This is a genomic window from Streptococcus oralis subsp. oralis (assembly GCF_002096435.1).
GTDB lineage: Bacteria > Bacillota > Bacilli > Lactobacillales > Streptococcaceae > Streptococcus > Streptococcus oralis_AA.
The window spans coordinates 59,786-84,863 of the sequence record NZ_NCUI01000022.1 but is presented as its reverse complement, the minus strand read 5'-3'; the positions used below and the strand labels follow the sequence as shown (position 1 = coordinate 84,863).

General features: G+C 38.9%; 36 protein-coding genes and 3 pseudogenes. All 39 read left to right on the top strand.

Features of this window, described 5'->3' with window-relative positions; translation table 11 throughout:
- Positions 1–8: 8 nt before the first annotated feature.
- Positions 9–338 carry a DUF4176 domain-containing protein gene (locus tag B7723_RS01740; protein WP_084848988.1) on the top strand — a complete coding sequence of 110 codons (330 nt, stop codon included), beginning with the start codon at positions 9–11 and terminating at the stop codon, positions 336–338.
- A 3-nt stretch (positions 339–341) separates the two neighbouring features.
- The gene (locus B7723_RS01735; RefSeq protein ID WP_084848987.1) at positions 342–776 is read left to right on the top strand and encodes a YwqH-like family protein; all 435 of its coding nucleotides are present in this window, start codon (positions 342–344) and stop codon (positions 774–776) included.
- Between the two features lie 4 nt (positions 777–780).
- Positions 781–1,065, top strand: coding sequence for a TIGR04197 family type VII secretion effector (locus B7723_RS01730; protein ID WP_084848986.1), 285 nt, complete (start codon positions 781–783; stop codon positions 1,063–1,065).
- A gap of 9 nt (positions 1,066–1,074) precedes the next feature.
- Positions 1,075–2,784 carry a T7SS effector LXG polymorphic toxin gene (locus B7723_RS01725; protein WP_084848985.1) on the top strand — a complete coding sequence of 570 codons (1,710 nt, stop codon included), beginning with the start codon at positions 1,075–1,077 and terminating at the stop codon, positions 2,782–2,784.
- Entirely contained in the window at positions 2,784–3,101 is a 318-nt protein-coding gene (locus B7723_RS01720) for a hypothetical protein (protein WP_084848984.1), read from the top strand. The genes B7723_RS01725 and B7723_RS01720 overlap by 1 nt, the downstream gene beginning before the upstream one ends.
- A gap of 8 nt (positions 3,102–3,109) precedes the next feature.
- Positions 3,110–3,793: an enhanced serine sensitivity protein SseB C-terminal domain-containing protein gene (locus B7723_RS01715; protein ID WP_239827350.1), complete on the top strand. Its 684-nt coding sequence runs from the start codon at positions 3,110–3,112 to the stop codon at positions 3,791–3,793.
- Positions 3,794–3,819: 26 nt separating this feature from the next.
- Positions 3,820–4,086: a DUF4176 domain-containing protein gene (locus tag B7723_RS01710; protein ID WP_142357800.1), complete on the top strand. Its 267-nt coding sequence runs from the start codon at positions 3,820–3,822 to the stop codon at positions 4,084–4,086.
- Between the two features lie 3 nt (positions 4,087–4,089).
- Positions 4,090–4,512 carry a YwqH-like family protein gene (locus B7723_RS01705; RefSeq protein ID WP_084848981.1) on the top strand — a complete coding sequence of 141 codons (423 nt, stop codon included), beginning with the start codon at positions 4,090–4,092 and terminating at the stop codon, positions 4,510–4,512.
- Between the two features lie 16 nt (positions 4,513–4,528).
- Complete coding sequence (locus tag B7723_RS01700) at positions 4,529–4,813, top strand: TIGR04197 family type VII secretion effector (protein ID WP_084848980.1); 285 nt, start codon at positions 4,529–4,531, stop codon at positions 4,811–4,813.
- Between the two features lie 9 nt (positions 4,814–4,822).
- Complete coding sequence (locus B7723_RS10610; protein ID WP_084848979.1) at positions 4,823–6,547, top strand: T7SS effector LXG polymorphic toxin; 1,725 nt, start codon at positions 4,823–4,825, stop codon at positions 6,545–6,547.
- On the top strand, positions 6,534–6,884 hold the full coding sequence (locus B7723_RS01690) for a hypothetical protein (protein WP_084848978.1): 351 nt from the start codon (positions 6,534–6,536) through the stop codon (positions 6,882–6,884). The genes B7723_RS10610 and B7723_RS01690 overlap by 14 nt, the downstream gene beginning before the upstream one ends.
- Before the next feature lie 19 nt (positions 6,885–6,903).
- Entirely contained in the window at positions 6,904–7,254 is a 351-nt protein-coding gene (locus B7723_RS01685) for a hypothetical protein (RefSeq protein WP_084848977.1), read from the top strand.
- 183 nt (positions 7,255–7,437) lie between these two features.
- Complete coding sequence (locus tag B7723_RS10320; RefSeq protein ID WP_142358078.1) at positions 7,438–9,540, top strand: hypothetical protein; 2,103 nt, start codon at positions 7,438–7,440, stop codon at positions 9,538–9,540.
- A complete protein-coding gene (gene ifs, locus B7723_RS01670; protein ID WP_084848969.1) occupies positions 9,541–10,419 on the top strand; it encodes an NAD glycohydrolase inhibitor in 879 nt (292 codons plus the stop codon).
- 47 nt (positions 10,420–10,466) lie between these two features.
- The gene (locus B7723_RS10570) at positions 10,467–11,225 is read left to right on the top strand and encodes a hypothetical protein (RefSeq protein ID WP_204881654.1); all 759 of its coding nucleotides are present in this window, start codon (positions 10,467–10,469) and stop codon (positions 11,223–11,225) included.
- A 9-nt stretch (positions 11,226–11,234) separates the two neighbouring features.
- A complete protein-coding gene (locus B7723_RS01660) occupies positions 11,235–11,720 on the top strand; it encodes a hypothetical protein (protein ID WP_084848968.1) in 486 nt (161 codons plus the stop codon).
- Between the two features lie 97 nt (positions 11,721–11,817).
- Positions 11,818–12,396: pseudogene (locus tag B7723_RS01655) on the top strand (T7SS effector LXG polymorphic toxin); the annotation flags it as partial.
- Positions 12,397–12,670: 274 nt separating this feature from the next.
- A pseudogene (locus B7723_RS01650) lies at positions 12,671–13,113 on the top strand (hypothetical protein).
- Positions 13,114–13,136: 23 nt separating this feature from the next.
- Positions 13,137–13,577 (top strand): DUF4304 domain-containing protein, encoded by a 441-nt coding sequence (locus B7723_RS01640; RefSeq protein WP_084848965.1) that lies wholly within the window; start codon positions 13,137–13,139, stop codon positions 13,575–13,577.
- A complete protein-coding gene (locus B7723_RS01635; RefSeq protein WP_084848964.1) occupies positions 13,574–13,996 on the top strand; it encodes a DUF4304 domain-containing protein in 423 nt (140 codons plus the stop codon). Before B7723_RS01640 ends, B7723_RS01635 begins: the two co-directional genes overlap by 4 nt.
- Before the next feature lie 139 nt (positions 13,997–14,135).
- Positions 14,136–14,552, top strand: a complete 417-nt coding sequence (locus tag B7723_RS01630) for a hypothetical protein (protein WP_084848963.1) — start codon at positions 14,136–14,138, stop codon at positions 14,550–14,552.
- Between the two features lie 14 nt (positions 14,553–14,566).
- On the top strand, positions 14,567–15,313 hold the full coding sequence (locus B7723_RS01625; protein WP_084848962.1) for a PoNe immunity protein domain-containing protein: 747 nt from the start codon (positions 14,567–14,569) through the stop codon (positions 15,311–15,313).
- Positions 15,314–15,648: 335 nt separating this feature from the next.
- Positions 15,649–16,395 (top strand): PoNe immunity protein domain-containing protein, encoded by a 747-nt coding sequence (locus B7723_RS01620; RefSeq protein WP_084848961.1) that lies wholly within the window; start codon positions 15,649–15,651, stop codon positions 16,393–16,395.
- Between the two features lie 200 nt (positions 16,396–16,595).
- Positions 16,596–16,673 (top strand): annotated as a pseudogene (locus B7723_RS10800) (DUF6572 domain-containing protein); the annotation flags it as partial.
- 47 nt (positions 16,674–16,720) lie between these two features.
- Complete coding sequence (locus B7723_RS10605) at positions 16,721–16,903, top strand: hypothetical protein (RefSeq protein ID WP_239827342.1); 183 nt, start codon at positions 16,721–16,723, stop codon at positions 16,901–16,903.
- Positions 16,861–17,703, top strand: coding sequence for a TNT domain-containing protein (locus B7723_RS01610; protein ID WP_239827343.1), 843 nt, complete (start codon positions 16,861–16,863; stop codon positions 17,701–17,703). Before B7723_RS10605 ends, B7723_RS01610 begins: the two co-directional genes overlap by 43 nt.
- Positions 17,704–17,705: 2 nt before the next feature.
- Positions 17,706–18,038, top strand: a complete 333-nt coding sequence (locus tag B7723_RS01605) for an Imm59 family immunity protein (protein WP_084848960.1) — start codon at positions 17,706–17,708, stop codon at positions 18,036–18,038.
- Between the two features lie 76 nt (positions 18,039–18,114).
- Positions 18,115–18,267: an EndoU domain-containing protein gene (locus B7723_RS01600; protein WP_239827344.1), complete on the top strand. Its 153-nt coding sequence runs from the start codon at positions 18,115–18,117 to the stop codon at positions 18,265–18,267.
- 12 nt (positions 18,268–18,279) lie between these two features.
- Positions 18,280–18,654: a hypothetical protein gene (locus B7723_RS01595; RefSeq protein ID WP_084848958.1), complete on the top strand. Its 375-nt coding sequence runs from the start codon at positions 18,280–18,282 to the stop codon at positions 18,652–18,654.
- Positions 18,655–18,751: 97 nt separating this feature from the next.
- Positions 18,752–19,177, top strand: a complete 426-nt coding sequence (locus B7723_RS01590) for an Imm63 family immunity protein (RefSeq protein ID WP_084848972.1) — start codon at positions 18,752–18,754, stop codon at positions 19,175–19,177.
- Positions 19,161–19,361, top strand: a complete 201-nt coding sequence (locus B7723_RS01585; RefSeq protein WP_239831232.1) for a hypothetical protein — start codon at positions 19,161–19,163, stop codon at positions 19,359–19,361. The genes B7723_RS01590 and B7723_RS01585 overlap by 17 nt, the downstream gene beginning before the upstream one ends.
- A 1-nt stretch (position 19,362) precedes the next feature.
- On the top strand, positions 19,363–19,785 hold the full coding sequence (locus tag B7723_RS01580) for a hypothetical protein (RefSeq protein ID WP_084848957.1): 423 nt from the start codon (positions 19,363–19,365) through the stop codon (positions 19,783–19,785).
- A gap of 12 nt (positions 19,786–19,797) precedes the next feature.
- Positions 19,798–20,220: a hypothetical protein gene (locus tag B7723_RS01575; RefSeq protein ID WP_084848956.1), complete on the top strand. Its 423-nt coding sequence runs from the start codon at positions 19,798–19,800 to the stop codon at positions 20,218–20,220.
- A gap of 11 nt (positions 20,221–20,231) precedes the next feature.
- Positions 20,232–20,654 carry a hypothetical protein gene (locus B7723_RS01570; RefSeq protein ID WP_084848955.1) on the top strand — a complete coding sequence of 141 codons (423 nt, stop codon included), beginning with the start codon at positions 20,232–20,234 and terminating at the stop codon, positions 20,652–20,654.
- 269 nt (positions 20,655–20,923) lie between these two features.
- Positions 20,924–21,889: a hypothetical protein gene (locus B7723_RS01565; RefSeq protein WP_084848954.1), complete on the top strand. Its 966-nt coding sequence runs from the start codon at positions 20,924–20,926 to the stop codon at positions 21,887–21,889.
- A gap of 204 nt (positions 21,890–22,093) precedes the next feature.
- Positions 22,094–22,780, top strand: a complete 687-nt coding sequence (locus B7723_RS01560; RefSeq protein WP_084848953.1) for a LexA family transcriptional regulator — start codon at positions 22,094–22,096, stop codon at positions 22,778–22,780.
- Positions 22,781–22,783: 3 nt separating this feature from the next.
- Entirely contained in the window at positions 22,784–24,199 is a 1,416-nt protein-coding gene (locus B7723_RS01555; protein ID WP_084848952.1) for a Y-family DNA polymerase, read from the top strand.
- Positions 24,196–24,558, top strand: a complete 363-nt coding sequence (locus B7723_RS01550; RefSeq protein ID WP_084848951.1) for a hypothetical protein — start codon at positions 24,196–24,198, stop codon at positions 24,556–24,558. The genes B7723_RS01555 and B7723_RS01550 overlap by 4 nt, the downstream gene beginning before the upstream one ends.
- The gene (locus B7723_RS01545; RefSeq protein WP_061418039.1) at positions 24,551–24,844 is read left to right on the top strand and encodes a DUF5960 family protein; all 294 of its coding nucleotides are present in this window, start codon (positions 24,551–24,553) and stop codon (positions 24,842–24,844) included. Before B7723_RS01550 ends, B7723_RS01545 begins: the two co-directional genes overlap by 8 nt.
- Positions 24,845–25,078 lie beyond the last annotated feature (234 nt).

Genomic DNA, 25,078 nt, shown 5'->3' with positions numbered 1-25,078 from the left:
GGGATACGATGAAAGAAACGACCATGTTGCCACTCGGCAGTATCATTATATTAAAAGGAAATACAAAGAAGATGATGATCATTGCACGGGTCATCGCAGCGCCTGTCAAAGGGGATATCTATCGCTTTGACTACGGGGCTTGCCTCTATCCTGAAGGGATGGTAGGCGATAGCCTTATCTACTTCAACGACGAAGATATTTTTAAGGTTGTTCAAGAGGGCTATAGTGATGAGGATAATGACCTCATGTTGGAAAATATTGCTGCGGTTATAGACCAGACAGATATCCCTAAAGGAAATGTAGCCGAATTGAATGACGTAAATGGATTGGGAGGTTAAGAGATGGGAGAAGTTGATTATATGCAAATTGATTCTCTGCAAAGACAGGTGAATGCCCACTCTGCCAGCATCTCCTCTGCCCAATCACGGATTACGACTATCGATGAACAGTTGGAACGCCTTCGTACGGCCAAGAAGTCTGTAGGGGAAATTCAAAAAAAGGTTCGTGACACTAAAAAAAAGATTATTAAGAAAAACTATCAACCTACTTGGAAAGGCAAACAAAAAGATGCCTTTACCAAGCAGTGGGAAACTTTCTCTAGTGACTACACGAGTTTCCAAACAGAGATGAATACATTCTACCAAGCCATCTGTGATGAAATCACTAGGTTAGAGAACCAAAAGAATGAAGAAAATGGTATTATTGGATGGTGTCAGAGTCAGATGAACAATCTGGGAAATGTCATCGAGAAGCTACTACATACGAAGGAGGGGTAAGGTCATGTATGGAACGATTCAATTATCCGAGGTTCTGTTTAACTCACACATCGGTAGTCTATCCAAGGCCAAGGCTAGTTTGGCAGGAGTTGGAAAACCGAGCTTCAACACGACAGCTACATCGAAAGGCTTGGACTTGTATCAGGAACAATTCAATGAACTCCACTCGCTGGTGAAGACCTATGCGACCTTGCTGGAGACAGATATCGCCTTGATGGCAGCCACAGGGAAAGAGATTCATCGGACAGATAGTGTCCTGGGTCAAAACATGTTTCCTGGTTTGCAGTAGGGAGGTGCTATGAGTTACAATATAAAATTTGATGATATCACCTCTGTTCAGGTGGAAAGTCAAAAGACGATAAATGCTTGGGGAGAGTCCGTTGCGAGCCTAAACAAGGCCATGAGCGACTTCATCAACAATCAAAATCTCCAAGGTCAGGCCATCTCGAGCATGCGCAACTACCTAGTAGAGGTGCATGGGACTCTCCTTCAGACTCTGGTCAATCTCATGAATGACTACTCAACCAATCTCCTACTGTACAAGGACGGTTACTACCAGATTGACGGTGATCTTCATACAAAGCTACCTGGTCAGGTATTTACAAACCTTCATAGTGCTTTAAAGAGCTCACGGGATAATCTAAAGAGTGAGATTGAGATCTTGAACACGACCAAGGACAACATTTCAGATTTGGTGAGCTATGAAGGGAGCAGTCATACCAGCACGGTCATGGACTATAACTTCCTCATGAATCAGCTCAAGAACTTGGATACCTCCATCACTCAGTATGAGAGTAACCATGCGAGTCAAGATTTGGTCGCCTTTAAGGAACTTCTGGCTGCGACTAAGGCCTTGATCGCAGAGCATGCTGGTAAGACACGGACTGTAGGGACTTATCAGTCAGGAGATTTCGCCAAACTCAAGTCTGTTCAACGCTTTGCGATAGCCTACAAACAGGCGACCCAGCAGATGGAGAGTCGCGTTGAGCGCGTGAAGGCTGCCCAGGAGCGAGACAAGGTCCGTTTTGAAGCCTTGGCTCGATCAGATAAGGGGTGGAAAGACTGGGCTATTGGTGGATTGACTATTATTGCCGGAGTGGCAGCTATTATATTCACTTGGGGAGCAGCGACTCCTTTAGTCGCTGTAAGTGGTCTAACTTTTGGTCTTGGGACAACTGCCTATGGGGCGTCTAATATGTACGAGGCAAGCCAGGATATCCAACTTGGGAATGCAGGGGATATTCATACTAAGGCAAAAAACCCTGTTAGAGATACGCTTTTCATGGGCAATGACAAGCTGTATCATGATGTTGGGAATATCTTTGTGACAGGGAGCGCTATCATGATTCCCATAGGGCAGACCCAGAGTGTTGTCAAGGGGGTGACCCAGTTTGCGATAGGGGAAGCCGGTGCCTATACAGCAGGTCAGGTTGCCTATCATGGGACCAAACTTGTAGGTGGAAGCGAGGAAGACGCCCAAACCGCAAACTTTATCGGGAATATCGTAGGAGGCTATGCGGCCTCCTCAGCAGCCAGCAAGTTTAGTTTGAATAAGGTGTCCATCAATCCAAGAGAATATAGTTACAATATGATTGAAAATCCTGGACCACTACTAGAAATAAATGAGACTGCAGCTAAAAGTTTCGCTAGCGGTAAATATAATGTGAAAATATTAGAAGAGGATACGGTCTTTTTTAGAGCTGGAAATTCTGACAGTCCTTTAGGACAATATTATACAAGGGATATTCCTGAGTCAGTAATAAAAGTTAGGATAGAGTCCGCAGTTAAACCTCAGTGGATTGATAGAGATACAGGAGTCTTAACAGGTACATCAGAGTTGACTGATATCTATGCTACTAAGTTCCCAAAAGGTACCGTCTATTATGAAGGTCCTACAGGCTCTCAAGGAGGTTTATATATTGGTGGTAAAGAACAGATATTTATCGATAAACCATGGACTATTGATGGAATTCATAATAATACAACACATCTAGGAGGAATAAAGTGATGGTAAATTTCAAAGAAGACCTAATGGAATCGTTAATTGACTTATTAGGGGTTCTATCAGAACATAAGGAGCGTCATAATGTTAACTATTTTATAGGGACGATTAAAAATATGATAGCAATCATACAAAATATAGAAAATCCTGAACTCCCAAATGAATGTATAGAGAAACTTCGAAAAATGTACAAAAGTATGTTTTTCCCAAGAGATGGTTTATCGGATTTTTATATTCTTGATTCTGATGCTACATATATGACAAAATGTAATACTCAATTTTCGTCATTATTAAATAGAATTGATGCTTTATTAGAAGAATGAGGAAGTTAATGTTAGATTTGAATCTTTTATATAATATATATAAAGAAAATAACAGGGAGTCAGACTGGAAGAAATTTGCTATTGCTCTTTCAAAATCATATTTGTTGGTACCTTTTACTACAATTAATAGTTCTGATATTCTAATCACATTAAATGGCAGCGATGGTAGACAGTATTTGCCTATATTTACTGATTTTGAATCTATCAATTTATCTAGTTCATTATTTAATAAAGGTGTTAAGTTCGCCAAAGTGGATATAGTATATATTTATAAATTTCTAGAACGTAATTCACCTGTAAAATATGTTGTATTGAATCCTTGTGGAATCAGTGTTTTTATGGATAAAGATTATATAGAATCGATATTATCTTTAATCAATTCACGTAAAATACTTTTTGGAAAGCCAATTGAGGATACAACGTTGATTGAGAACAAGCTTTCAAATATTTTCAAGGAAATCCCTTCAGTTAATAATGTCTTTTTCGTAAAGATACTAGTGAAAGAAGAAAGTAGTTACTTACTAGTCATAGATTATGATGACTCTCAAAATGAGCTACTTCTTTTTGAGAAGATTTCCAAAAAAATTGCGAGTCATAAAATAGACTCTGATTTTCCTTTTGATTTGATATCAAGCAATACAGAGTTAGGAGAAGAAATAATGAAGGATAATCCTCCCATCTACACTCGCTAATATTTTTCAAAGGAAATACAAAGAAGATGATGATCATTGCACGGGTCATCGCAGCGCCTGTCAAAGGGAATATCTATCGCTTTGACTACGGGGCTTGCCTCTATCCTGAAGGGATGGTAGGCGATAGCCTTATCTACTTCAATGACGAAGACATTTTTAAGGTTGTTCAAGAGGGCTATAGTGATGAGGATAATGACCTTATGTTGGAAAATATTGCTGCGGTTATAGACCAGACAGAGATTCCTAAAGGAAATGTAGCCGAATTGAATGACGTAAATGGATTGGGAGGTTAAGAGATGGGAGAAGTTGATTATATGCAAATCGATTCTCTGCAAAGACAGGTGAATGCCCACTCTGCCAGCATCTCCTCTGCCCAATCACGGATTACGACTATCGATGAAAAATTGGAGCGTCTTCGCACGGCCAAGAAGTCTGTAGGGGAAATTCAAAAAAAGGTTCATGATATCAGGTATCCTATCAACCACCGCAATATCCAGCCGGAATGGCAAGGCAAGCAAAAAGATGCCTTTATCAAGCAGTGGGAGACCTTCTCCACCGAGTACACAACTTTCCAAACGGAGATGGATACCTTCTATGATGATATCTGTGATGAAATCACTAGACTAGAGAATCAAAAGAACGAAGAAAACGGCATTATTGGCTGGTGTCAAAGTCAGATGAACAATCTGGGAAATTTCATCGAGAAGCTATTACATTAGAAGGAGGGGAAAGGTCATGTATGGAACGATTCAATTATCCGAGGTTCTGTTTAACTCACACATCGGTAGTCTATCCAAGGCCAAGGCTAGTTTGGCAGGAGTTGGGAAACCAAGTTTTAATACGACAGCCACATCGAAAGGCTTGGACTTGTATCAGGAACAATTCAATGAACTCCACTCGCTGGTGCAGACCTACGCGACCTTGCTGGAGACAGATATCGCTCTGATGGCAGGCACAGGGAAAGAGATGCATCGGACAGATAGTGTCCTGGGACAAAACATGTTTCCTGGTTTGCAGTAGGGAGGTGCTATGAGTTACAATATAAAATTTGATGATATCACCTCTGTTCAGGTGGAAAGTCAAAAGACGATAAATGCTTGGGGAGAGTCCGTTGCGAGCCTAAACAAGGCCATGAGCGACTTCATCAACAATCAAAATCTCCAAGGTCAGGCCATCTCGAGCATGCGCAACTACCTAGTAGAGGTGCATGGGACTCTCCTTCAGACTCTGGTCAATCTCATGAATGACTACTCAACCAATCTCCTACTGTACAAGGACGGTTACTACCAGATTGACGGTGATCTTCATACAAAGCTACCTGGTCAGGTATTTACAAACCTTCATAGTGCTTTAAAGAGCTCACGGGATAATCTAAAGAGTGAGATTGAGATCTTGAACACGACCAAGGACAACATTTCAGATTTGGTGAGCTATGAAGGGAGCAGTCATACCAGCACGGTCATGGACTATAACTTCCTCATGAATCAGCTCAAGAACTTGGATACCTCCATCACTCAGTATGAGAGTAACCATGCGAGTCAAGATTTGGTCGCCTTTAAGGAACTTCTGGCTGCGACTAAGGCCTTGATCGCAGAGCATGCTGGTAAGACACGGACTGTAGGGACTTATCAGTCAGGAGATTTCGCCAAACTCAAGTCTGTTCAACGCTTTGCGATAGCCTACAAACAGGCGACCCAGCAGATGGAGAGTCGCGTTGAGCGCGTGAAGGCTGCCCAGGAGCGAGACAAGGTCCGTTTTGAAGCCTTGGCTCGATCAGATAAGGGTTGGCAAAACTGGGCTATTGGTGGATTGACTATTATTGCCGGAGTGGCAGCTATTATATTCACTTTGGGCTCTGCGACTCCTTTAGTTGTTGCAGGTGGTATCGTGGGTTTGGGGACAACAGCCTATGGGGCTTCTAATATGTACGAGGCAGGTCAGGATATCAAACTTGGGAATGCAGGGGATATCCATACCAAGGCAGAGAATCCTATCAGAGATACGCTTTTCATGGGGAACGACAAGCTGTATCATGATGTTGGGACTGTCTTTGTGACGGCAAGTGCCATCATGGTTCCTATAGGGCAGACCCAGAGCGTTGTCAAGGGGGTGACCCAGTTTGCGTTAGGGGAAGCCGGTGCCTATACAGCCGGTCAGGTTGCCTATCATGGGACTAAGCTCCTAGGTGGAAGTGAAGAAGATGCCCAAACCGCAAACTTTATCGGAAACCTGGTAGGAGGCTATGCGGTCTCTTCAGCAGCCAGCAAGTTTAGTCTCAATAAGGTGAAAAATCCACAGGCTAAATCAACAACATCTCCAATAAAAAATATGCCACTAGAAGAGTATGAAATGTATCGGACGAAGAGTGTTATCAATCCTGACTCGGATACAATGACATTAGGTAAATATGAGCCTACAATTAGACCTGACGGTACTCAAGATTGGAGTACACCTGGTCCAAATTCATACATCAGCAAGGCTGGTGATACCACTTACTTCAGTTTAGGAGATGATTGGAATAAATTGACGGAGGCCTATCATTTAGACAGCCGTGGAGAACAAATGTTTGAAGCGTTTAATAAGCCAGCATTGGATGATGCAGTTGCACAAGGTAAGACCATTCGATTTTCTCATAATCCTAAATTAGATGAATATAAAAAATCTGCCTTACGGTGGGAATGGGATTATTTGCAGGAACAACATGGCTATAAGCGATTAATACCAAAAGGGGGTTACTGGTATGGAATTAAATAATATGGATATTTTATCGGATAAAATCTGTGATGTAATTGAAAGAGTATTTGGGGATAAGATTGATTCTATAGTGATTGATGATATAAATGATGAACCCAATCATCATACATTTAAACTGGATTTTCTCGTCTATGACTTTGCTGGGGTAAAATTTATTTACGAAAACGATTTATTTGAAATTCACCTACTTCTTAATCTTAACAAAGAAAAAGTGATTTCTAAGCCAAATAGCCATTATAGCGAAATAAGTGACTGGGATAGCTACCTAAAAGAAATCATGTTAGACATCGAGTCTTATATCCCAGAGAAGTTTTTAAAAGCTAAGGGTTGGCGATAAAAGAGAAGGAGGTGTTCATATGTTGAAAAAAAGTATGCAAGAGCTAGCGACAGAAGTGAGTGAGCGTATTCAAAGAGCGTTTGGAGATAGGGCTTCAGACATGACCATTTACGATGTGGTAGAAGTACCAAATCATCAAATGTTTAGTATTAAATTTAAAGCCTATGATTATTATGAAGCTCATTTTGGTTATGAATTAAGTTTTACAGATTTTTATATTGTGATTAGTAAAGGGATTGGAATCTCACTTCCTAAAGAAAAATATGATTTTGGTAGTATAACAGATTGGGACAGCTACTTAAAAGAAATCATGGCAGAGATTGAATTACGTATCCCAGATGAATTCTTAAAAGCAAAGGGTTGGTTGTAAAACCTGTTTAAACTATGACTTTACAAGGAAATCAGTATTTTCTTTTACGATAGAATAAGTGAATCAAGAGTTTACCGATAAACCATTGGTAAGCTCTTACTTTATCAGGACGGTTATTACCAGATTGATAGTCACCTGCATACAAAGCTACCTGGTCAGGAGTTTACGCGATTACATAGTGATTTGAAGGGTTCGAGGGATAAGTTAAAGAACGAGATTGAGCTCCTAAACACGACCAAGGACAAGATTTCGGACTTGGTGAGCTATGATGGAAGCAGTCATACCAGCACGGTCATGGACTATAACTTCCTCATGAATCAGCTCAAGAACTTGGATAGCTCCATCACTCAGTATGAAAGCAACCATGCGAGTCAGGATTTGGTCGCCTTTAAGGAACTTCTAGCTGCGACCAAGGCCTTGATAACAGAACATGCAGGTAAGACACGTACGATAGGGACTTATCAGTCTGGAGATTTCGCCAAACTCAAGTCTGTTCAACGTTTTGCGATCGCCTACAAACAGGCGACCCAGCAGATGGAGAGTCGCGTTGAGCGCGTGAAGGCTGCCCAGGAGCGAGACAAGGTCCGTTTTGAGGCCTTGGCTGCAGAGGATCGTGCCAAGAACGGTTGGAAAGAGTTGGGTTTGGGTGTGTTGACCGTTGCGATTGGGATTCTCGCAATTATAGGAACCCTGGGAACTGCGACTCCTTTAGTTGTTGCAGGCGGTATCGTGGGTTTTGGGACAACAGCCTATGGGTTATCTAATGCAGCAGAAGGCGTTCATAATATCGTACTTGGGAATGCAGGGGATGCCCATACGAAATCCTATAATCTCATCCGAGATACGCTTTTCATGGGGAATGATAAGCTGTATCATGATGTTGGGAATGTCTTTGTGACGGCGAGTGCTATCATGATTCCCATAGGGCAGACCCAGAGCGTTGTCAAAGGGTTGACCCAGTTTGCGATAGGGGAAGCAGGTGCCTATACAGCGGGTCAGGTTGCCTATCATGGGACCAAGCTCCTAGGTGGAAGCGAAGAAGATGCCCAAACCGCAAACTTTATCGGAAACCTGGTAGGAGGCTATGTGACCTCCTCAGCAGCCAGCAAGTTTAGTCTCAATAAGGTGAAAAATAACTTATCTGAACCAAATTTTGCTAACTACAGAGAGTTTTCGACTAGAAAGTTTGGTGACTTCAAGACAAATTTTCAAGATGTCGAAACGAAAATAACCGTTGAGACGCGTAATGCGGCAGGTGAAATTCAACGTATCCAATTAAAAGCAGTCGGTATAGATGAAACTGGAAAAATTCGAATTCAAGATTATACAACTGCAAAAGATGGTTTGTCCATTAAACGACAAGACAGTCTGGACAATCTATCAAAATATGGCGGTACTGTCGTAGGTGAAGGAAAAGGTCGCTTTACAGGTGGCACTAAAATTGAACCAGGAACTCGGATTGAGATTATTTCTCAAAAAACATCGGATATTTCAATTGAACATGTGTCACCAGAAATCAAAAAGGCGACATTCGCAAAATTTAGAGAGCTTGCAAGTAAAGAAATAGATTGGAATACACCAGAGAAGCAAGCATCCTTCGAGGATACTTTTGATATGTATGTAGAACGTGCTGTTAGAGAAGGAGCGGCTCCAAATAAAGAAGCCTTATATAAGATGTATCAAACTAGACAGTACGATTATCCAAAAGCATACAAAGATGCCATTAAGCAGCCTTATTTAAAAGGGGGAGCTTCTTCTGTTGTAAGTGGAGATAATGTTAAAAATTTTGCATTTAATAACGGCAAAACAGTTGGTCGTATGGATGGAGGAGTAGGTCGAGGAAACTTCACAACAAGTATCGTAGAAGATTCTACCCTCTTGTATGATAAGAGTGGAAATCTGAAATCAGGTTCAGAGATTGCGACAGTAAAAGGAGTTCGTAATGATACATATGATTCAGGTATGTTTCAATATGAGTACAGTCCAGAACTTGTCAAGAATATGGATAAAGAAGGCTTGATACAATTTCCAAACGGCGATACGCCAGGTTCCTCATCTTTAAATATTCCAGGAGCCAAAACATGGGCTGGTTCTGACATTAAGATGTCTGAGAGCGAATTGCTTATGCCTACGATTGACATGCAGGGACATTCTTACGACGAATTTTTATACGCTATAAAGAAACAGGGATATTATGAGATTAAAAATCCAACCGTTGTTGTTCCTGGAGAAAATACAACTATTGACATAGAAGGAATTTTTAGAATTAATCAATGGAGTAAATAAATGAAGAGATATAGACTAAAAAAAGATACCGAGTGGGATATTATGCGGTATAAAAAAGCAATTGAAAATCATAGAGAAATAGATGCTTTCTTAGGTATTGATCCCGAGTATAGAATTGGTCATCGAGATTCATATTATCAAGATATTACAGATACTCATGTTTTGATAGAATATAGCCTTTATCCAATTTATGTAGAGGGAGATTTTGATATTCCAGATCGAACTTTTAATATTTTAAAGGAATTAGCTTCTAGTCAGGATATTATACATTTATATCAAGTTGTATCATTTATTAAAAAACAAGAGGATTTACTGGAAGAATATGATTCTTTACCTTTTATTATTGATGTGGAGGCCATAGTACCTATTGTTCTTGACAGTATTTATAATCTTCCTAATGAGAAAAAGGTGAATTATTACCGTAATATTTGTAATTTAATTGATTCTATGGAGCTTTTCAAAAACTGTGATAAAGAGAAAGTAGAATATATTGTTAAAGAGCAAAAGAAAGAGGAAAATAAGAATAGAAGAAAAATTAAATCAGTTGCAGAAGTATGGCCAATTGTACTAGACGTTACGAGTATTGATGCGATAGGTGTTTCAGATGACCATCTAGAGTTGTTGTTGATTGATGAAAACAAATGGATAGAGTCATTAGAAGAGGAGCATCTCTTGAAACTTCAAGAAAAACTCAATAACTATATCTACTTCCTCGAAAGCAAGCAGTATGTAGAACGATATGGCGATAGTTTTGACAAAAAAGTCATCTATATTACTTTCCAATATTCTCCATCTGATAATGGATTGGCCTTTCTTGCGGCGGTTCAGAAAGTGTTACAACCCACTGATATGAGCTTGAAGGTAGAATTGCCGGAGTGATAAAGGGAGCGGGAACGCTCTCTTTTTGTGGTATAATGGGAGAAGGATTGGCCCTATATCAAAAACAATTCAATGAACTCCACCAGCTGGTGAAGACCTATGCGACCTCCTCAGCAGCCAGCAAGTTTAGTTTGAATAAGGTGAAAGATGCCTTTTCTACGAATACAAAAAAATACACTCTAAATAGTGATCGATTATCTAATCTAGAACTATATACATCTCCAGAAATAAAAGCTATAATCAATAAGGCGGGTTATAGCCTGGAAGACTTTTCGAACTTAGTAGATGCAGATACGACTTTATCAGCTAAAACAGATGCATTTGTCAAAGCTGTTCGCAAAGAGATTGGTATACCAGCTCCTAAAACCAAGATGAATAAAACGATACCTACAGAGTTTGTTGAATCATATCTCAGCGGAGAACGTAATTATTTTGCAGGTTTTGTCTCGGTTGATGAGCATTCAAAATCATTAACTACTCTTCCAGAAATAGTTGAAGGAAATCGATTAGACTACCCCAATACTCCTTTTGACTTAGAAAAGACCAAGACCTATGCAAAGATATCATTTTTCTTGGATGAAGCAGATAAGCTAGATATTCCATTTGGTGAACTTGATAATGCGAGTTATCCTTTTACAGGTCGAGGTTTTACAGGTTCTAAGAATATTATATTACCGGAGTATAAGTTGATGGAAAAGAGAATATTCCAAACAGGAGATTTGATAACAATATTTGAAAGTAAAACTGGTAAAGTTATGAAACAATATGAATTTATTAAAGACGAAGGCTGGTTACAAGTTAAGTAAGGAGAAAATATGTACGCAATATATAAAGGCATTAGATATTCAGCTGAACATTTTGCTGGTGAAAGCAAAATTACATTGCATAGCAAATCTCAAGATGAAGGCTTTGAAGCATATGTTTCTAAAATAAGTGGTCGAGTGTTTAAAGATCATTTTGTCAAGAAAGTCAAGATGGAGGAGCTAGACTATCTATACAGTATTCATTATGAAATTCAATATAAGGGGCATTCCTTTTTTGTTAGTAGTGGGATGATTCGAAAGAATATTGAGAAAGATTGGTTTGAAATAATACCAAGCGCCAACCAAAATCAAATAAAGGATGAGTTGGGATTCAAGCAGATAAACAAATTAGAATGGGCAAAAGAGATTAGCCGAAAAGACATTGAAGTCTTAAAAATAGTCGAAACACCTTTAGGAATCTTTAAAGATCAGGGAGTTAAGGTCAAGAGTTTAGAAGGCCAAGACATCGATAACTTTTTAAATTCTATTGAAAAGTAATTTTTTGATGCTTTATCACCATTGAAATAGCCTGTGAGGAACTTGTTTATACACGGTTAGTTGTAGGCAAGTTCCTGTTTTTACATTAAGTGCAAATCTCCAAGGTCAGGCCATCTCGAGCATGCGCAACTACCTAGTAGAGGTTCATGGGACTCTCCTTCAGACTCTGGTCAACCTGATGAATGACTACTCAACCAATCTCCTACTATACAAGGACGGTTACTACCAGATTGACGGTGATCTTCATACAAAGTTGCCAGGTCAGGTATTTACAAACCTTCATAGTGCTTTAAAGAGTCCACGGGACGATTTGAAGAGTGAGATTGAGCTCTTGAATACGACCAAGGACAAGATTTCAGACTTGGTGAGTTATGAAGGAAGCAGTCATACCAGCACGGTCATGGACTATAACTTTCTGCTCAATCAAATCAAGAACTTGGACAGCTCCATCACTCAGTATGAAAGCAACCATGCGAGTCAGGATTTGGTCGCCTTTAAGGAACTTCTAGCTGCGACCAAGGCCTTAATCGCAGAGCATGCAGGGAAGACACGTACAGTAGGGACTTATCAGTCAGGAGATTTCGCCAAACTCAAGTCTGTTCAACGCTTCGCGATAGCCTACAAACAGGTGCCCATACAGCGAGTCAGGTTGCCTATCATGGGACTAAGCTCCTAGGTGGAAGCGAAGAAGATGCCCAAACCGCAAACTTTATCGGAAACCTGGTAGGAGGCTATGTGACCTCCTCAGCAGCCAGCAAGTTTACTCTCAATAAGGTGAAGGTAGATGTCGAAGCACCAAATCATCTCATCTGGATGTCCCACTTCAAGGCAAACAAATACCAAAGCTAGACCCAGATAGTGTTCGCTTTAACAGTAGGTCAGACCTGCATCTGAAAGCCAGCCCAGCTGATGGGACCCTCGCTAAGCTGAAAAGCCATCCAACAGTCAGCATGGATGTGCCGAAGGTCAAGCAGATATCAGGCGACAGCGCAACTAAGGCTATCGGCGGAATTAAGCCAAGTGATGTGGATGTGCCGAAGGTGAAGGATATACATAGCTCTGGGAATGCCAATTTTCCGAAACCAACTTTCAAACCAAGTATGGAAATTCCTGTTAATGAAAGAGGTTATACTAAATCAAGTTTAAAACTTGGTAGAGAAGTTCATAAAGAATATAAAATTAATGATGTTGATAATATAGATAGGTATAAGGAATATGTGCTTCCTAGTGGTAAGAGAGTTGATTTTATTGATTTTAAAACCAAATTATTTATGAACTAAAACCTAATAACCCCAAACGAATTAAACTAGGTAAGAAACAGCTTCAAGGGTATATTGATGAAATGAAGTCTATTGATGGTGGTGACTGGAAAGGTGTTTTAGACACATATTAAAAAATACAAAGAGGATTATTAAAATGAATAATACAGAATTCAAAAAAAATGTAGGTGAAGTTTTAAAACAAGAAGGTTTTCTATATAAAAATAAGCAATATTATTTTGAAAATGAAGACTTGATTGTCTTTGTTGCTTTTCAAAAATCTAACTTTGAGAACTCTTTCTATATCAATTACGGATTTTTTATAAAAAAGCTTCATGAAAAATTAGAGAAGTTGAGTCATGGCTTTGGAGATTTTGGAGGTCGCTTTGTTTACAATGATAACGACAAAATGATTGGAGATTATAAACTGTCTGATCTGACGAAGGAAAGTCTTTCAGAGAGTATTTTAGAGAATACAGAGAAGTTCATTAAACCAGCCTTTGAGAAAGGGATTGATGACTATTTGGAAATGTATTCTCACTTAAAACGAAGACTTCCTTTGACAGTAAAAGAATATTTAGATTCTGCCTACAAATGAACAAAACAGAATTTAAAAAGATTGTTGGCGAAACTTTGAAATCAAAAGATTTTGCTTATGAAAATAAATATTATACATTTGAAAATACTGATTTAAAGGTATTTATTGGCTTTCAAAAATCTAACTTTGAGAACTCTTTCTATATCAATTACGGCTTTTTGATCAAAGGCATTTATGATGGGAAATTACCTCTATATAAACAAGGTTTGGAAGACTTTGGTGGTAGATTTGTTTATCAGGACCTAGATAGCTATAATCTAGAGAAGATAACCTCAGAAAGTTTAGTGGCTTCTATTAAAAGTAATATCAAAATGTTGATTCAGCCTGCCTTTGATGATGGACTAGCAAACTATTTTGAGTTGTATCCTCACTTCAAGTTTCTTTGTAAAAAACCTGTAAAAGAATATTTAGGCTTCTAATTTTTGATGAATAACACAGAATTCAAAAAATATCAGTCCAATGTTTAAAAGAGTAAGAATCGTGAAATTACTTTACAAGAATTGAAGGATTTCCAATTTAATAAAGTCAAATGCTGGAGAGATACTGGCTGATGATAATATGCGGATAGTGAGAGAAAATGTAGGTGCTAACGGGAATACATACACGCTTGAGAGTATTGGTAGACCGGCACCAAGTGGAATCGATGATCCAATTGTCAAGGGGATTGATGGGATCTATAAAAACCAAACTCCACCACCGTCATATGTTATTAATGAAACCAAGTGGGGAAGTTCGGAAATTAATCAAATAACCCGTACAGGGCCTCAGATGTCTAGAAAATGGATTGAAAATAGGCTGAATGACTTAGATAGAGCAACTAAAATGGATTTAATGGACGCTCTTGAAAGTGGAGATGTGGAATTTGTCATCAGTAAGGTAGGTTCTTCGGGTGAGATTTCTACCTACCACGCTCAAGAAGTAATAGATTCAGCTGGTCAGGTTATTAAAGTTGTTAAAGGCCCCGTATGGCCTTGATTTAGGAGGGAAAAATGGTTTTTAGAGATAAAATAACAACAAAAGAACGCGTACAAAAATTGATTGACTTTAATAGAAAAGCAATTAATGAAAAGTGGCAAAAAATTAATAATTTAATTAAGGATACGGAAGAAGGAGTTCAAAGATACAAGCTAACAAATGACGAAGTTATTGCAAATACAAAGGGGACAATTAAAGTATTAACTGAGGAATTGCTAGTAGCCACCTACACTGCAGGCTACTCTATTGAGAAATTCAAAGAAGAGTACCTTAAATTTGTTGATAGCCTTCTCCCTGTTTGGTTTAGTAATTCGGGATATGATGAAATGATCTGGGCCCTTTCCATTGGGATTCTTTTAGAGATTGACGGAGTGACTTTTGATAAATTGGTGGATTTAGTCAAAAAGGATGATCCAGAGGACTATTTGATTGATTATCTAATCCAGTCTCGTCATCCAGATTGGAAGATTCGGATAAACTATAATTTTCCAAGACCCTATGGCTTTACTCGAAAGATCATCGAGGAAGAAAATTCTGAAAATGCCGTAGCTCTTCTGAAAGAATATCTGGAGAAAAAATGGTATCAGGGAAGCAGAGATGAAGGCTGGTATGATTTGCATAAGCGGAATATTGATAATTATTATGGCTATTGGTCCTTTGAATCTGGCGCTCTCTGCAAAATCAAGGGCTTGGATTACAAGGAATTGGAAGGTGTCCCGTATTTCCCTTATGATTTGGTTGTTGAAGGAGCGAAAGACTAGTGTGCACTAGTAGTTTTGCAAACCACTTGAATTGATATTCAGGTGGTTTTCTTTTGTACCTCCTCTCTACTAGCTATTCTCCAAAAGGTTACAGTTTCTGACCTAACCTTCCTCTCTTATGCTATAATAGCCTATAGAAAGTCGAGGGAATGATGAAGAAAATATTAAAGGTTCTTCTGTAGAGTGTGTAACTAAAGATGGGATTGGCCAAGGAAACTTTGCGACGAGTATTGTAGAAGACTCTGCCCTCTTGTACGATAAGAATGGGGTTCTGAAATCAGGTTCAGAGATTGCGAGAGTAAAAGAAGGCGCTTTATGGCCGTAGGAGAATATAAATGGAATTAAGAGATACATTTTCAAATAAAAATAATATAGATGGACTTATAAATATATTTCAAAAAGCTATTCAGGATTCTGAAGAAAGAATTCAAGAAATTGAACAAGATGAGAAAGAAGGAATTCAAAAATTTTCGTTAGATAATAAGGTAGTAATCTCTAATATAAGATCATCGATTTTTAGATATCAAAAAGAAATTATGATTGCTACTTATACAGCTGGTTATTCTCTTGAAAAATTTAAGAGCGAGTATATTAAATATATAAAAAATATGAAGCTATCGTGGCATAGTAACTCTGGTTACGAACAAATGGTTTGGGCTCTTTCAATTGGAATTATGTTAGATATAGATGAAGAGACTTTTGATGAGTTGGTGGATTTGGTCAAGAAAGATGATCCAGAAGATTATTTGATTGATTACTTGATTCAATATCATCATCCAGATTGGAAGATTCGGATAAACTATAATTTTCCAAGACCCTATGGCTTTACTAGGAAAATTATTGAAGAAGAGAATGCTGAACAGGCACTCAAACTGCTGAAAGAATATTTGACTAAGAAATGGTATCAAGGGAGCAAAGATACGGGATGGCATGATTTGCATAAAACAAACAATAAAAGTTATTATGGCTATTGGTCCTTTGAATCAGGCGCTCTCTGCAAAATCAAGGGCTTGGATTACAAGGAATTGGAAGGTGTCCCGTATTTCCCTTATGATTTGGTTGCTGAAGGAGCGAAAGACTAGTGTGCACTAGTAGTTTTGCAAACCATTTGAATTGATATTCAGGTGGTTTTCTTTTGTACCTCCTCTCTACTAGCTATTCTCCAAAAGGTTACAGTTTCTGACCTAACCTTCCTTTCTTATGCTATAATAGCCTATAGAAGGTCGAGAGAATGATGAAGAAAATATTAAAGGTTCTTCTGTAGGACGTGTAACTAAAGATAGGATTGGCCTTTCTCGCTGCTGTTCAGAAAGTGTTACAACCCACTGGTATGAGCTTAAAGGTAGAATTGCCAGAGTAAAAAAGAGAGCGGAAGCGCTCTCTTTTTGTGGTATAATGGGAGAAGGATTGGCCCTATATCAAAAACAATTCAATGAACTCCACCAGCTGGTGAAGACCTATGCGACCTTGCTGGAGACAGATATCGCCTTGATGGCAGACTCAGAGCGTTGTCAAGGGCTTGACCCAGTTTGCGATAGGGGAAGCCGGTGCCTATACAGCCGGTTGCCTATCATGGGACCAAGCTTGTAGGTGGAAGTGAAGAAGATGCCCAAACCGCAAACTTTATCGGGAATATCGTAGGAGGCTATGCGGCCTCCTCAGCAGCCAGCAAGTTTAGTCTTAATAAGGTGAAAGTAGATGTCGAAGCACCGAAGTATAACCGCGAACAAATCCTGAAAAATATAGAAGAAAGTAGACTTGCGAGGGAGAGTTCGAAGTTTGATAACTACCTTCGCAAAGAGTACGCACAGCAAGGGAAATACTTCCCAGAGCGGATAACAATGCCAAATGGGAAACGTGCTTATCTTTCAGCAGATGTCTTTGAGGGGAAACAAATTCCTGTTCGTTCCAGAGACTTTGTGAATGCACAGGGTAAAATCAAATGGCCACCAAAAGGAACAGATGGTTTTGTTGTAGATAGCGCTGGTAAACCGATTACAGAGCCGGCTAATTTAAAAGCTGGACAAGTGATTGACCGTTTTGGATCAAATGGTGGACGTTTCACCAGTCCAGTTGATAACGGAGAGATATTACCGTTTAATACACGAGGGCTGCCCTATCCTGAAGGTCATCAAGTCTACCATCAGTATGAGATTGTAAAAGATTTAACTAAAGAGAATATTTTACAAGCATTTAAAGAAGCCCCAGACATTGTAAAAGAGAAGATCAGGTTATCTCTTGAATATCGTGGCCTTGACATAGAGGAATTGGTGAATATTCGTAAAGGAAAAATCGCCAAAGTATTTGGTCAGGGAGGGGGAACCCAGATTCAATTTGGTTCATCTCTTAGTTTTTATGAAGATTTAGGTTTAGTGAGGGAAATTAAGTAATTATGTCAGAAATTAACATACAGAATTTAGTAGCCGACTTAGATAAAACTATACATGAATATGGATATGAGAATCTATATTATGTACTATTTGATGAGGATTGTAATCTGCCTTGGGCTATCCACCTATATTATAAAAATAATAAATTTATAGTTAATAGTAGAGATGATCGTTCCTATATTATGGGGAAATCATGGGAATTTGAGAACTATGAGGAGGCAAAGCATTTTTTTATCAAAAAAATGGAAACCTTTGTTCAGTTAAATAGACTTGAAATTCAAACTGGGCATCCTCCATATTATCCATCCCCCCTCTGGGATGATACCACAGAATAACAAATAGTTCCTTCCTAAAAAAGGAAATGGAGGCAACTCCACCTTTTTCCCTGACCATATGAGCCCTCAGGAGGTTGTGGATGTTATTAATGAGGCATATTCAAATATGGAATTGATGGACGGTAGTCGTTATTTAGGAACAAGTCGAAATGGAATAAACATTGAAATGATTTTAAATTCTGAGGGGAAAATTATTACTGCTTATCCACAAAAAATAAAAAAATTTTAAAGGTGCGCATAAATGAAACGAAACTATATTGTAAAAGTAAATAACAATAGTCAGAAATTTTTGCTAGTAAAATTCGATAGCTCTAGTTGTCAATCTCTATCAAGTTTTTTAAATTCTGAAGTCCATAATTTTTACACTCATATTTATAAAGAATTAGAAGCGGTTGTTACTGGTCAAAAAGAAGCATCTGAATTTGGCGGTAATATACTGAATATTGATATAGGTAAGGAGGAAACAGAATTATACTATCAAATGGATGATGAAAGTCTTGGTGAACCATGCTTTATTCCTACAAATGAGCTTTATAAATTGGTTTTAGAGTGGAAAGAAATGGAAGATAAAATGTACAGGGGGGAAGATATTTTTCCGCTAATGATAGAGGATTAAGATGTATTAGAAAGCTTCTATCAGAGATACGCTTATGGGAAATGACAAGTTGTATCATGAGGTTGGGAATGTCTTTACGACAGCGAGTGCTATCATGATTCCTATAAAATTAAAAAACAAAATGGAATCCGAAGTTTCAAAAATTGGCAACATAAAATTAGGTGAATTTGGAATTCATTTTTCTGAACAACCTCCCTACTTTCCAGAGGGAATTTCTATAATAGAGGATAGAAATGGAAGATATAATCTAGTTTTTACCGAGAGAGGAAAAATAACATCCGAGATTTCTGAATTAGATGATGAGGTGACTTATCAAATTTTAAAGATAATCATTAAGAATATTTCCTCGCAAAAGATTGATGAAAAGGATGTAGATTTAATTGACAAATTGATTAAAAATAATGAATTTGAGAAAGTTAGTCAATTAGTTGAGAAAGTACAAGAAAATAGATATCAATACGAAAAGGAATTATTTGAGAAAATCAGTCCGCTATACACTTTATGGTTTGAAAAAGAGCATTAATGATTCGTATAAATCCGTTGTTGTTTCAGTTCAAAACCCAAGAATTCCAAGTGGAAATGAAAAGTCTGCTTTTGAAGGATTTTGGAAACCAGGAGGACAAACCTTCCCAGGAAATATGCCAGAAGCAGTCATTGACGAAGTTCCATGGGGAGAATTTACAATTAGAAAATTAGGAGGCGATTAAAATGAGTTTAACTAAAATAACATGGGAAGAGTTTGATACCTTTGAAAAGATTGAATCACCAAAAGGATATGATTTTCGAACACATGAAGGGAAATACTATACTTTTGGAGAGTTTGGAGTAGCTTCAGTTCGTCGTATCTTTGAGATTAATCCTTCTGATTTTAACGAATATTTATTAGGCAGGAGGACGGCAAGTGAAATTGATTTTAAAGCGGAGAATGATTGCTGGCCTCTAACGGAAGAAGAAAAGAATGAAATAAGAAAAAATAGAGCTAGAGAAAAACCAATTGTGCTGATTTCCAACCGTAAAAATCAGTTGCTTTTTAGTAAGAAAGAACTTGAAATACTTATTCCCAAAGCCGAACAACAATGGATAGAATCAATGGGTGAACTTCCAGACGATTATGTATCACCACTTAAGTAAAAGAGGTTTGAAATGAAACCAACAAAACTAGGCTGGGAAGATGTTATCCAGTTTGAAGAAGTAAAAGGTTACGGAAAATCCATCTGGAGAAATGATAACAAGTATTATTTAGTTTCAGAAGAGGGAACCGTAGCTTCTTGGTTAGTTGTCTATGAATTACCACAAGAATTATTTACCTTACTAGAGAGTGGGGAAAGAACGTTACATGAAGTATCTTGGAAGGTTCAAAACGATTCTTGGCCACCAACAGAAGAAGAGAGAAAAGAGTCTAGGAGAAAATTTATAAGTAAATATCCAGCTTCTTTGATAGATGTCCCTAAAAATAGGAAATTGTTTTCTAAGGAAGAACTTAAAGAATTGATTCCAATTGCTGAGAAACAGTGGATTGAATCTGAAGGTAAACTTCCAGATGATTATGTATCACCACTTAAGTAAGGAATGTATAAATGAAACCAACAAGACTACAATGGGAAGATGTTATCCAGTTCGAAGAAGTAAAAGGTTATGGTCAGCATATATGGAGAGATGGTAATCATCTTTATTACGTTACTGAGGAGGGAGGAATTGCCCCTCAGCGTGTGGTTTATGAATTACCAAATGAGTTATTTGCCTTATTAGAACGTGGAGAGAGAACGCAGTTAGAAATATTAAGTAAACTTCAGACCGATCGTTGGCCACCGACAGAAGAAGAGAGAAAAGCTCGTGAGAAACAATTTATATTAAAAGGCTTAACTCCTTTAATAGCTAATCCTAAGAGTTGGGAATTATTTACTCAGGAAGAGCTTGAAAGATTAATTCCGCTTGCTGAACAGAAATGGATTGACTGGAGAGGTAAACTTCCAGATGATTATGTATCACCATTGAAATAGCTTGTAAGGAGCTTGTTTATTCACTTTTAGTTGTAGGCAAGTTTCTGTTACAATGCAGCATTTACAACACTTCATGGTTCACACCATGGGGTGTTTTTTGTTTTTCTCATCTTCTCACGGCATTGCCCATGTGGTATAATGGGATAAGGATTGTTCCTCGTTTCAGACGAGTTTATGGATTTCAGGATAAGTTAGCAGGTGAGACGAGTATTTCTGTCAGTCTCCTATCTACCTGTTAACAACTGTCCAAAGTAAAAGGAGATTGTAGCTTGGTTTTATTAGTATTAGTGCTTTTGGTTTTGCTCATTCTAACCTTAAAAAGGAAACAGAAAACTGCTAAAAAATCTGAAGGAAAGGCCAAGAAAAGAAATTGGCTATTAATAGGTTGCTTATCCATAGTGATTCCAATGGTAATCTTCACAGTGTTCAGTCCGATTTTTTCTCTAATGGATATGTGGGGGCTGTTTGCCCATGCAAGTCGAACTGAGATTGAGCAAGCTGTGCATCGTTCTTATCAAAATTACGGTCTTACAGGACAGTTTGAGTTAGAAAAATACGATAAAAACTATACAAGTGTGGGAGGATTTATAATCCATGGTACCTATAGTGAAAATATAGCTGGGAAAACCTATCAGGTTAAAACTCGATTTAAATACTATACTCGCTTTTCGAAAAGTGAAACATATGGAAAGACAGATGCAGAGGTTGATTACAAAAATGGTAAAAAAATTTATAATGTTTTCCCAGAATTAGCCTATTTAGGGATTGAAGTTAGTCCAGGCACCAGCGAATTTTTAAAAACACTGGACAGTTCAATCAAAGATCCTAAACTTCCTGATTTGAAGTATCAAGGTATTGATTTTGAATTTAATAACCAATCTGATAATATCTATCTTTATAATGAAATATTAGAGGAAAATCAAAGCAAGGGCCAAGCTCTGCAAGGAATGTATCCAATGGATGCTCAATATCTTTTCCAAAAAGAGATTTTTATACCAACATTTGAATTTCAATATTTCGTTCCAAAAGAAAAAAGAGATCTCTTGTATGATGACTATCTTAAAGAGCTTGAAGCGCTCATGAAGGAATTTTTTGCCAACCAACCCCTACCACGCGGTCTTTATGCTGTCAAAATTGCTAAATATAAAGAGGATAAACTTGTCAGTGATAGTGGTGTATACTATGTGAAGATTGAAAATCGTCAAGTTGTAAAGCTGTTGCAAAAATTAGAATAGGAGTTGCTAGATCTAGTCCAGTTTTTTGTTCATAATTTTCAGTTGTGTCTGTTAAAATTTGATTTTCCCAGTGGACAATCGTCCACTTTTTTTATATAATAAAACTAAACCAGATTGGTTGAGTTTTAGAGATGTAAGCTCAACCGTCGATTTGTTTTTCTAAGAGAGATATTCTCAATAAAGCATCACACTAGGGGGTGAATCATGTACCAACCAGAAAAACTCAAGGCTCGGAGAAAAGAGTTAAAATTGACACAGAAGGGAATTGCAGAGGAATTAGGGATTAGTTTTCAGGCTTACTCGGCTTGGGAACGTGGAATTAAGGAACCATCCAAGGAGAAGGTTACCCAGCTAGAAAATATTTTAAAGGTGGCAAAGGGATATTTCACTCAGATCGAGATTGTTCGTCTCTACAATAGCCTCTCCAAGCAAGGGAAGGACCAGGTTGTGCTCTATGCTCGCAATCTGGCTCAAGAAGAACAAACTCAGAAGGTGGCGACCATGCCAGAGCGCCTCTACGAGTACCGTGTCTATGAACGTATGTCAGCAGGGATCGGGGCTTCGGTCTATGATGATCAGAATTTTGATACGGTCTACTTTAACGAGGAGTTGGCCCATGATTTTGCATCTTGGGTATCTGGGGACTCTATGGAACCTAAATATCAAAATGGTTCAGTGGCTCTGATTAGGGAAACAGGATTTGACTATGATGGGGCGGTTTATGCAGTAGTTTGTAACAACCAGACCTATATTAAACGGGTCTATCGGGAGGAAGATGGTTTGCGTCTGGTTTCTATCAATCCTAAATACAAGGACATTTTCATCTCCTATGAGGAAGATCCTCGGATTGTGGGGATTATCGTTGGGAACTTTGTGCCGATGGAGGGTTAGCCTATGGGCTACTTTGATTATTCCAGAGAGCCCAAAAGTGATATTGCCTTTGTCGACATGAAATCCTTTTATGCCAGTGTCGAGTGTGTGAAAAGGGGCTTGCATCCGCTGAAGACCTCGCTTTGTGTCATGAGTCGCGCGGATAATTCTACCGGCCTTATCCTAGCTTCCTCTCCCATGTTTAAGAAGATTTTTGGTAAGTCCAATGTTGGCCGGGCCTATGATCTACCTTTTGATATCAAAACGCGCAAATTTTCCTATTACAATGCTCGAAAGCAAGGCTTGCCTACTGACTCAGACTATGTTCGCTACATCGAAGATTGGGCTCAAGTGACTTTGATTGTGCCACCTAGGATGGATGAGTACATCGCGGTCAATATGGAAATCCAGCGAATCTTTCAAAATTATGGCAGCCCAGATGATATTTATCCCTACTCTATCGATGAGGGCTTTATTGATCTGACTAGTTCGCTCAACTATTTCATCCCAGACAAGAGTCTCTCTCGCAAAGACAAGCTAGATATGCTTTCTGCTCGCATCCAGAGGGATATTTGGAGGCAGACAGGGATCTACTCTACAGTGGGTATGTCCAATGCCAATCCCTTACTGGCCAAGTTGGCTCTGGATAATGAGGCCAAACACACCCCGACCATGAGGGCCAACTGGTCTTACAAGGATGTGGAAGAGAAGGTCTGGGCCATTCCCAAGATGACGGACTTTTGGGGGATTGGCAGGCGGATGGAGAAACGCTTGCATGCTCTGGGGATTTTTTCCATCAGAGAATTGGCCACCAGTAATCCAGACCAGCTACAGAAGGATCTGGGTCAGGCTGGCCTGCGTTTGTGGTTTCATGCTAACGGGATTGATGAGAGCAATGTTCATAAGCCCTATAAAGCCAAGTCCCAAGGGTTGGGGAATTCTCAAATCTTGCCGAGAGACTACGTGAAGCTACGGGATATTGAAATTATTCTCCGAGAAATGGCAGAGCAGGTGGCTATTAGGCTGAGAAGGACGGGTAAGAAAACAACCCTTGTCTCTATCTATGTTGGTTTCTCTAAGCAGGAGGTCAGGCCGTCTATTCACACACAAATGAAGGTCGAACCGACCAATAATACAGCTGTCTTAACGGATTATGTTTTGAAGCTATTTCATAATAAATACACTTCTGGAGCAGTCAGAAGTGTCGGAGTCAACTATTCAGGATTTGTGGACGAGTCCTTTGGATTGATCTCCCTCTTTGATGATGTTGACAAGTTAGAAAAAGAAGAAAGGCTCCAGACGGCCATTGACTCCATTCGGGAACAATTTGGTTTTACCTCCCTCTTAAAGGCCAACGCACTGGAAGAAGCCTCTAGGAGTCTTGCTAGAAGCAAGCTGATTGGGGGGCATTCTGCTGGAGGATTAGATGGACTAAAATGATTGATCGTTCTTATTTACCCTTTCCATCTGCGCGTGACTATCAAGATTCAGGGATGCAGAAGTGGATGGGCTTTTTCCTCTCAGAGCATACTAGTTCACTCGGTGAAGAGAAAAATCGGGTTGCTTTCTCGACGAGTTTGAATCCCGTTGAGAAGTTGCTCTTGCTTTCACAGCTTTATGTCGGGCAACTGAAGGGATGCTTTGTAGTCAAGGAAAGAAGGCATAAAACCACGATCATTGGTGAGGTAAGCGAATTATCACCTCAAACTCTATCTATTAGGACCAATGAGGGCTATAGGCTGGTAGAGGTAGAAGATGTCCTCGAAATTCGACTGTTGGAGGAGGGAGTGTATGACTAGAAAAGAGTTGTATGAAAACAAACTGCAGATGGATTATTTTTCAGAAGCCTATATTCGTTTTGAAGAGGATTTTCAAAAATACTCTGCTATGAATGTGCCCTTGACTTTTTTGATCGATGATATCCTACGCACCATGGCGATGAATCAGAAGAACTACTTTGTCTTAAACAAGGAAAATGCCAAGGATGGGCGGGAGCATCGCTTTTATTTTAGGGTGGTGACGGAAAAAGAGTGTCCCAGAAATCGAACCTATGCATACGCTGGACTCAAAAATAGTAGTCAGTGACTAGGTGTGGAAGAGGGAAGTTTGATTTAGGAAAGATGGCTTGTGAACGTCAGAAAATCTCATGGTATAGGAATTCGAAACACCATCTTTTATCTGTGGAGTTTTTGCAGAAACTTATGATGGTAGTTCTGATGAGATAAGACAAGGGCCACTCTTTTTTAGATGAGCGTTTATTTGAAAACGTGGTTGGATTTGAGAACAGCTATCTTCAATGATCATCTTACTTTATAGAGT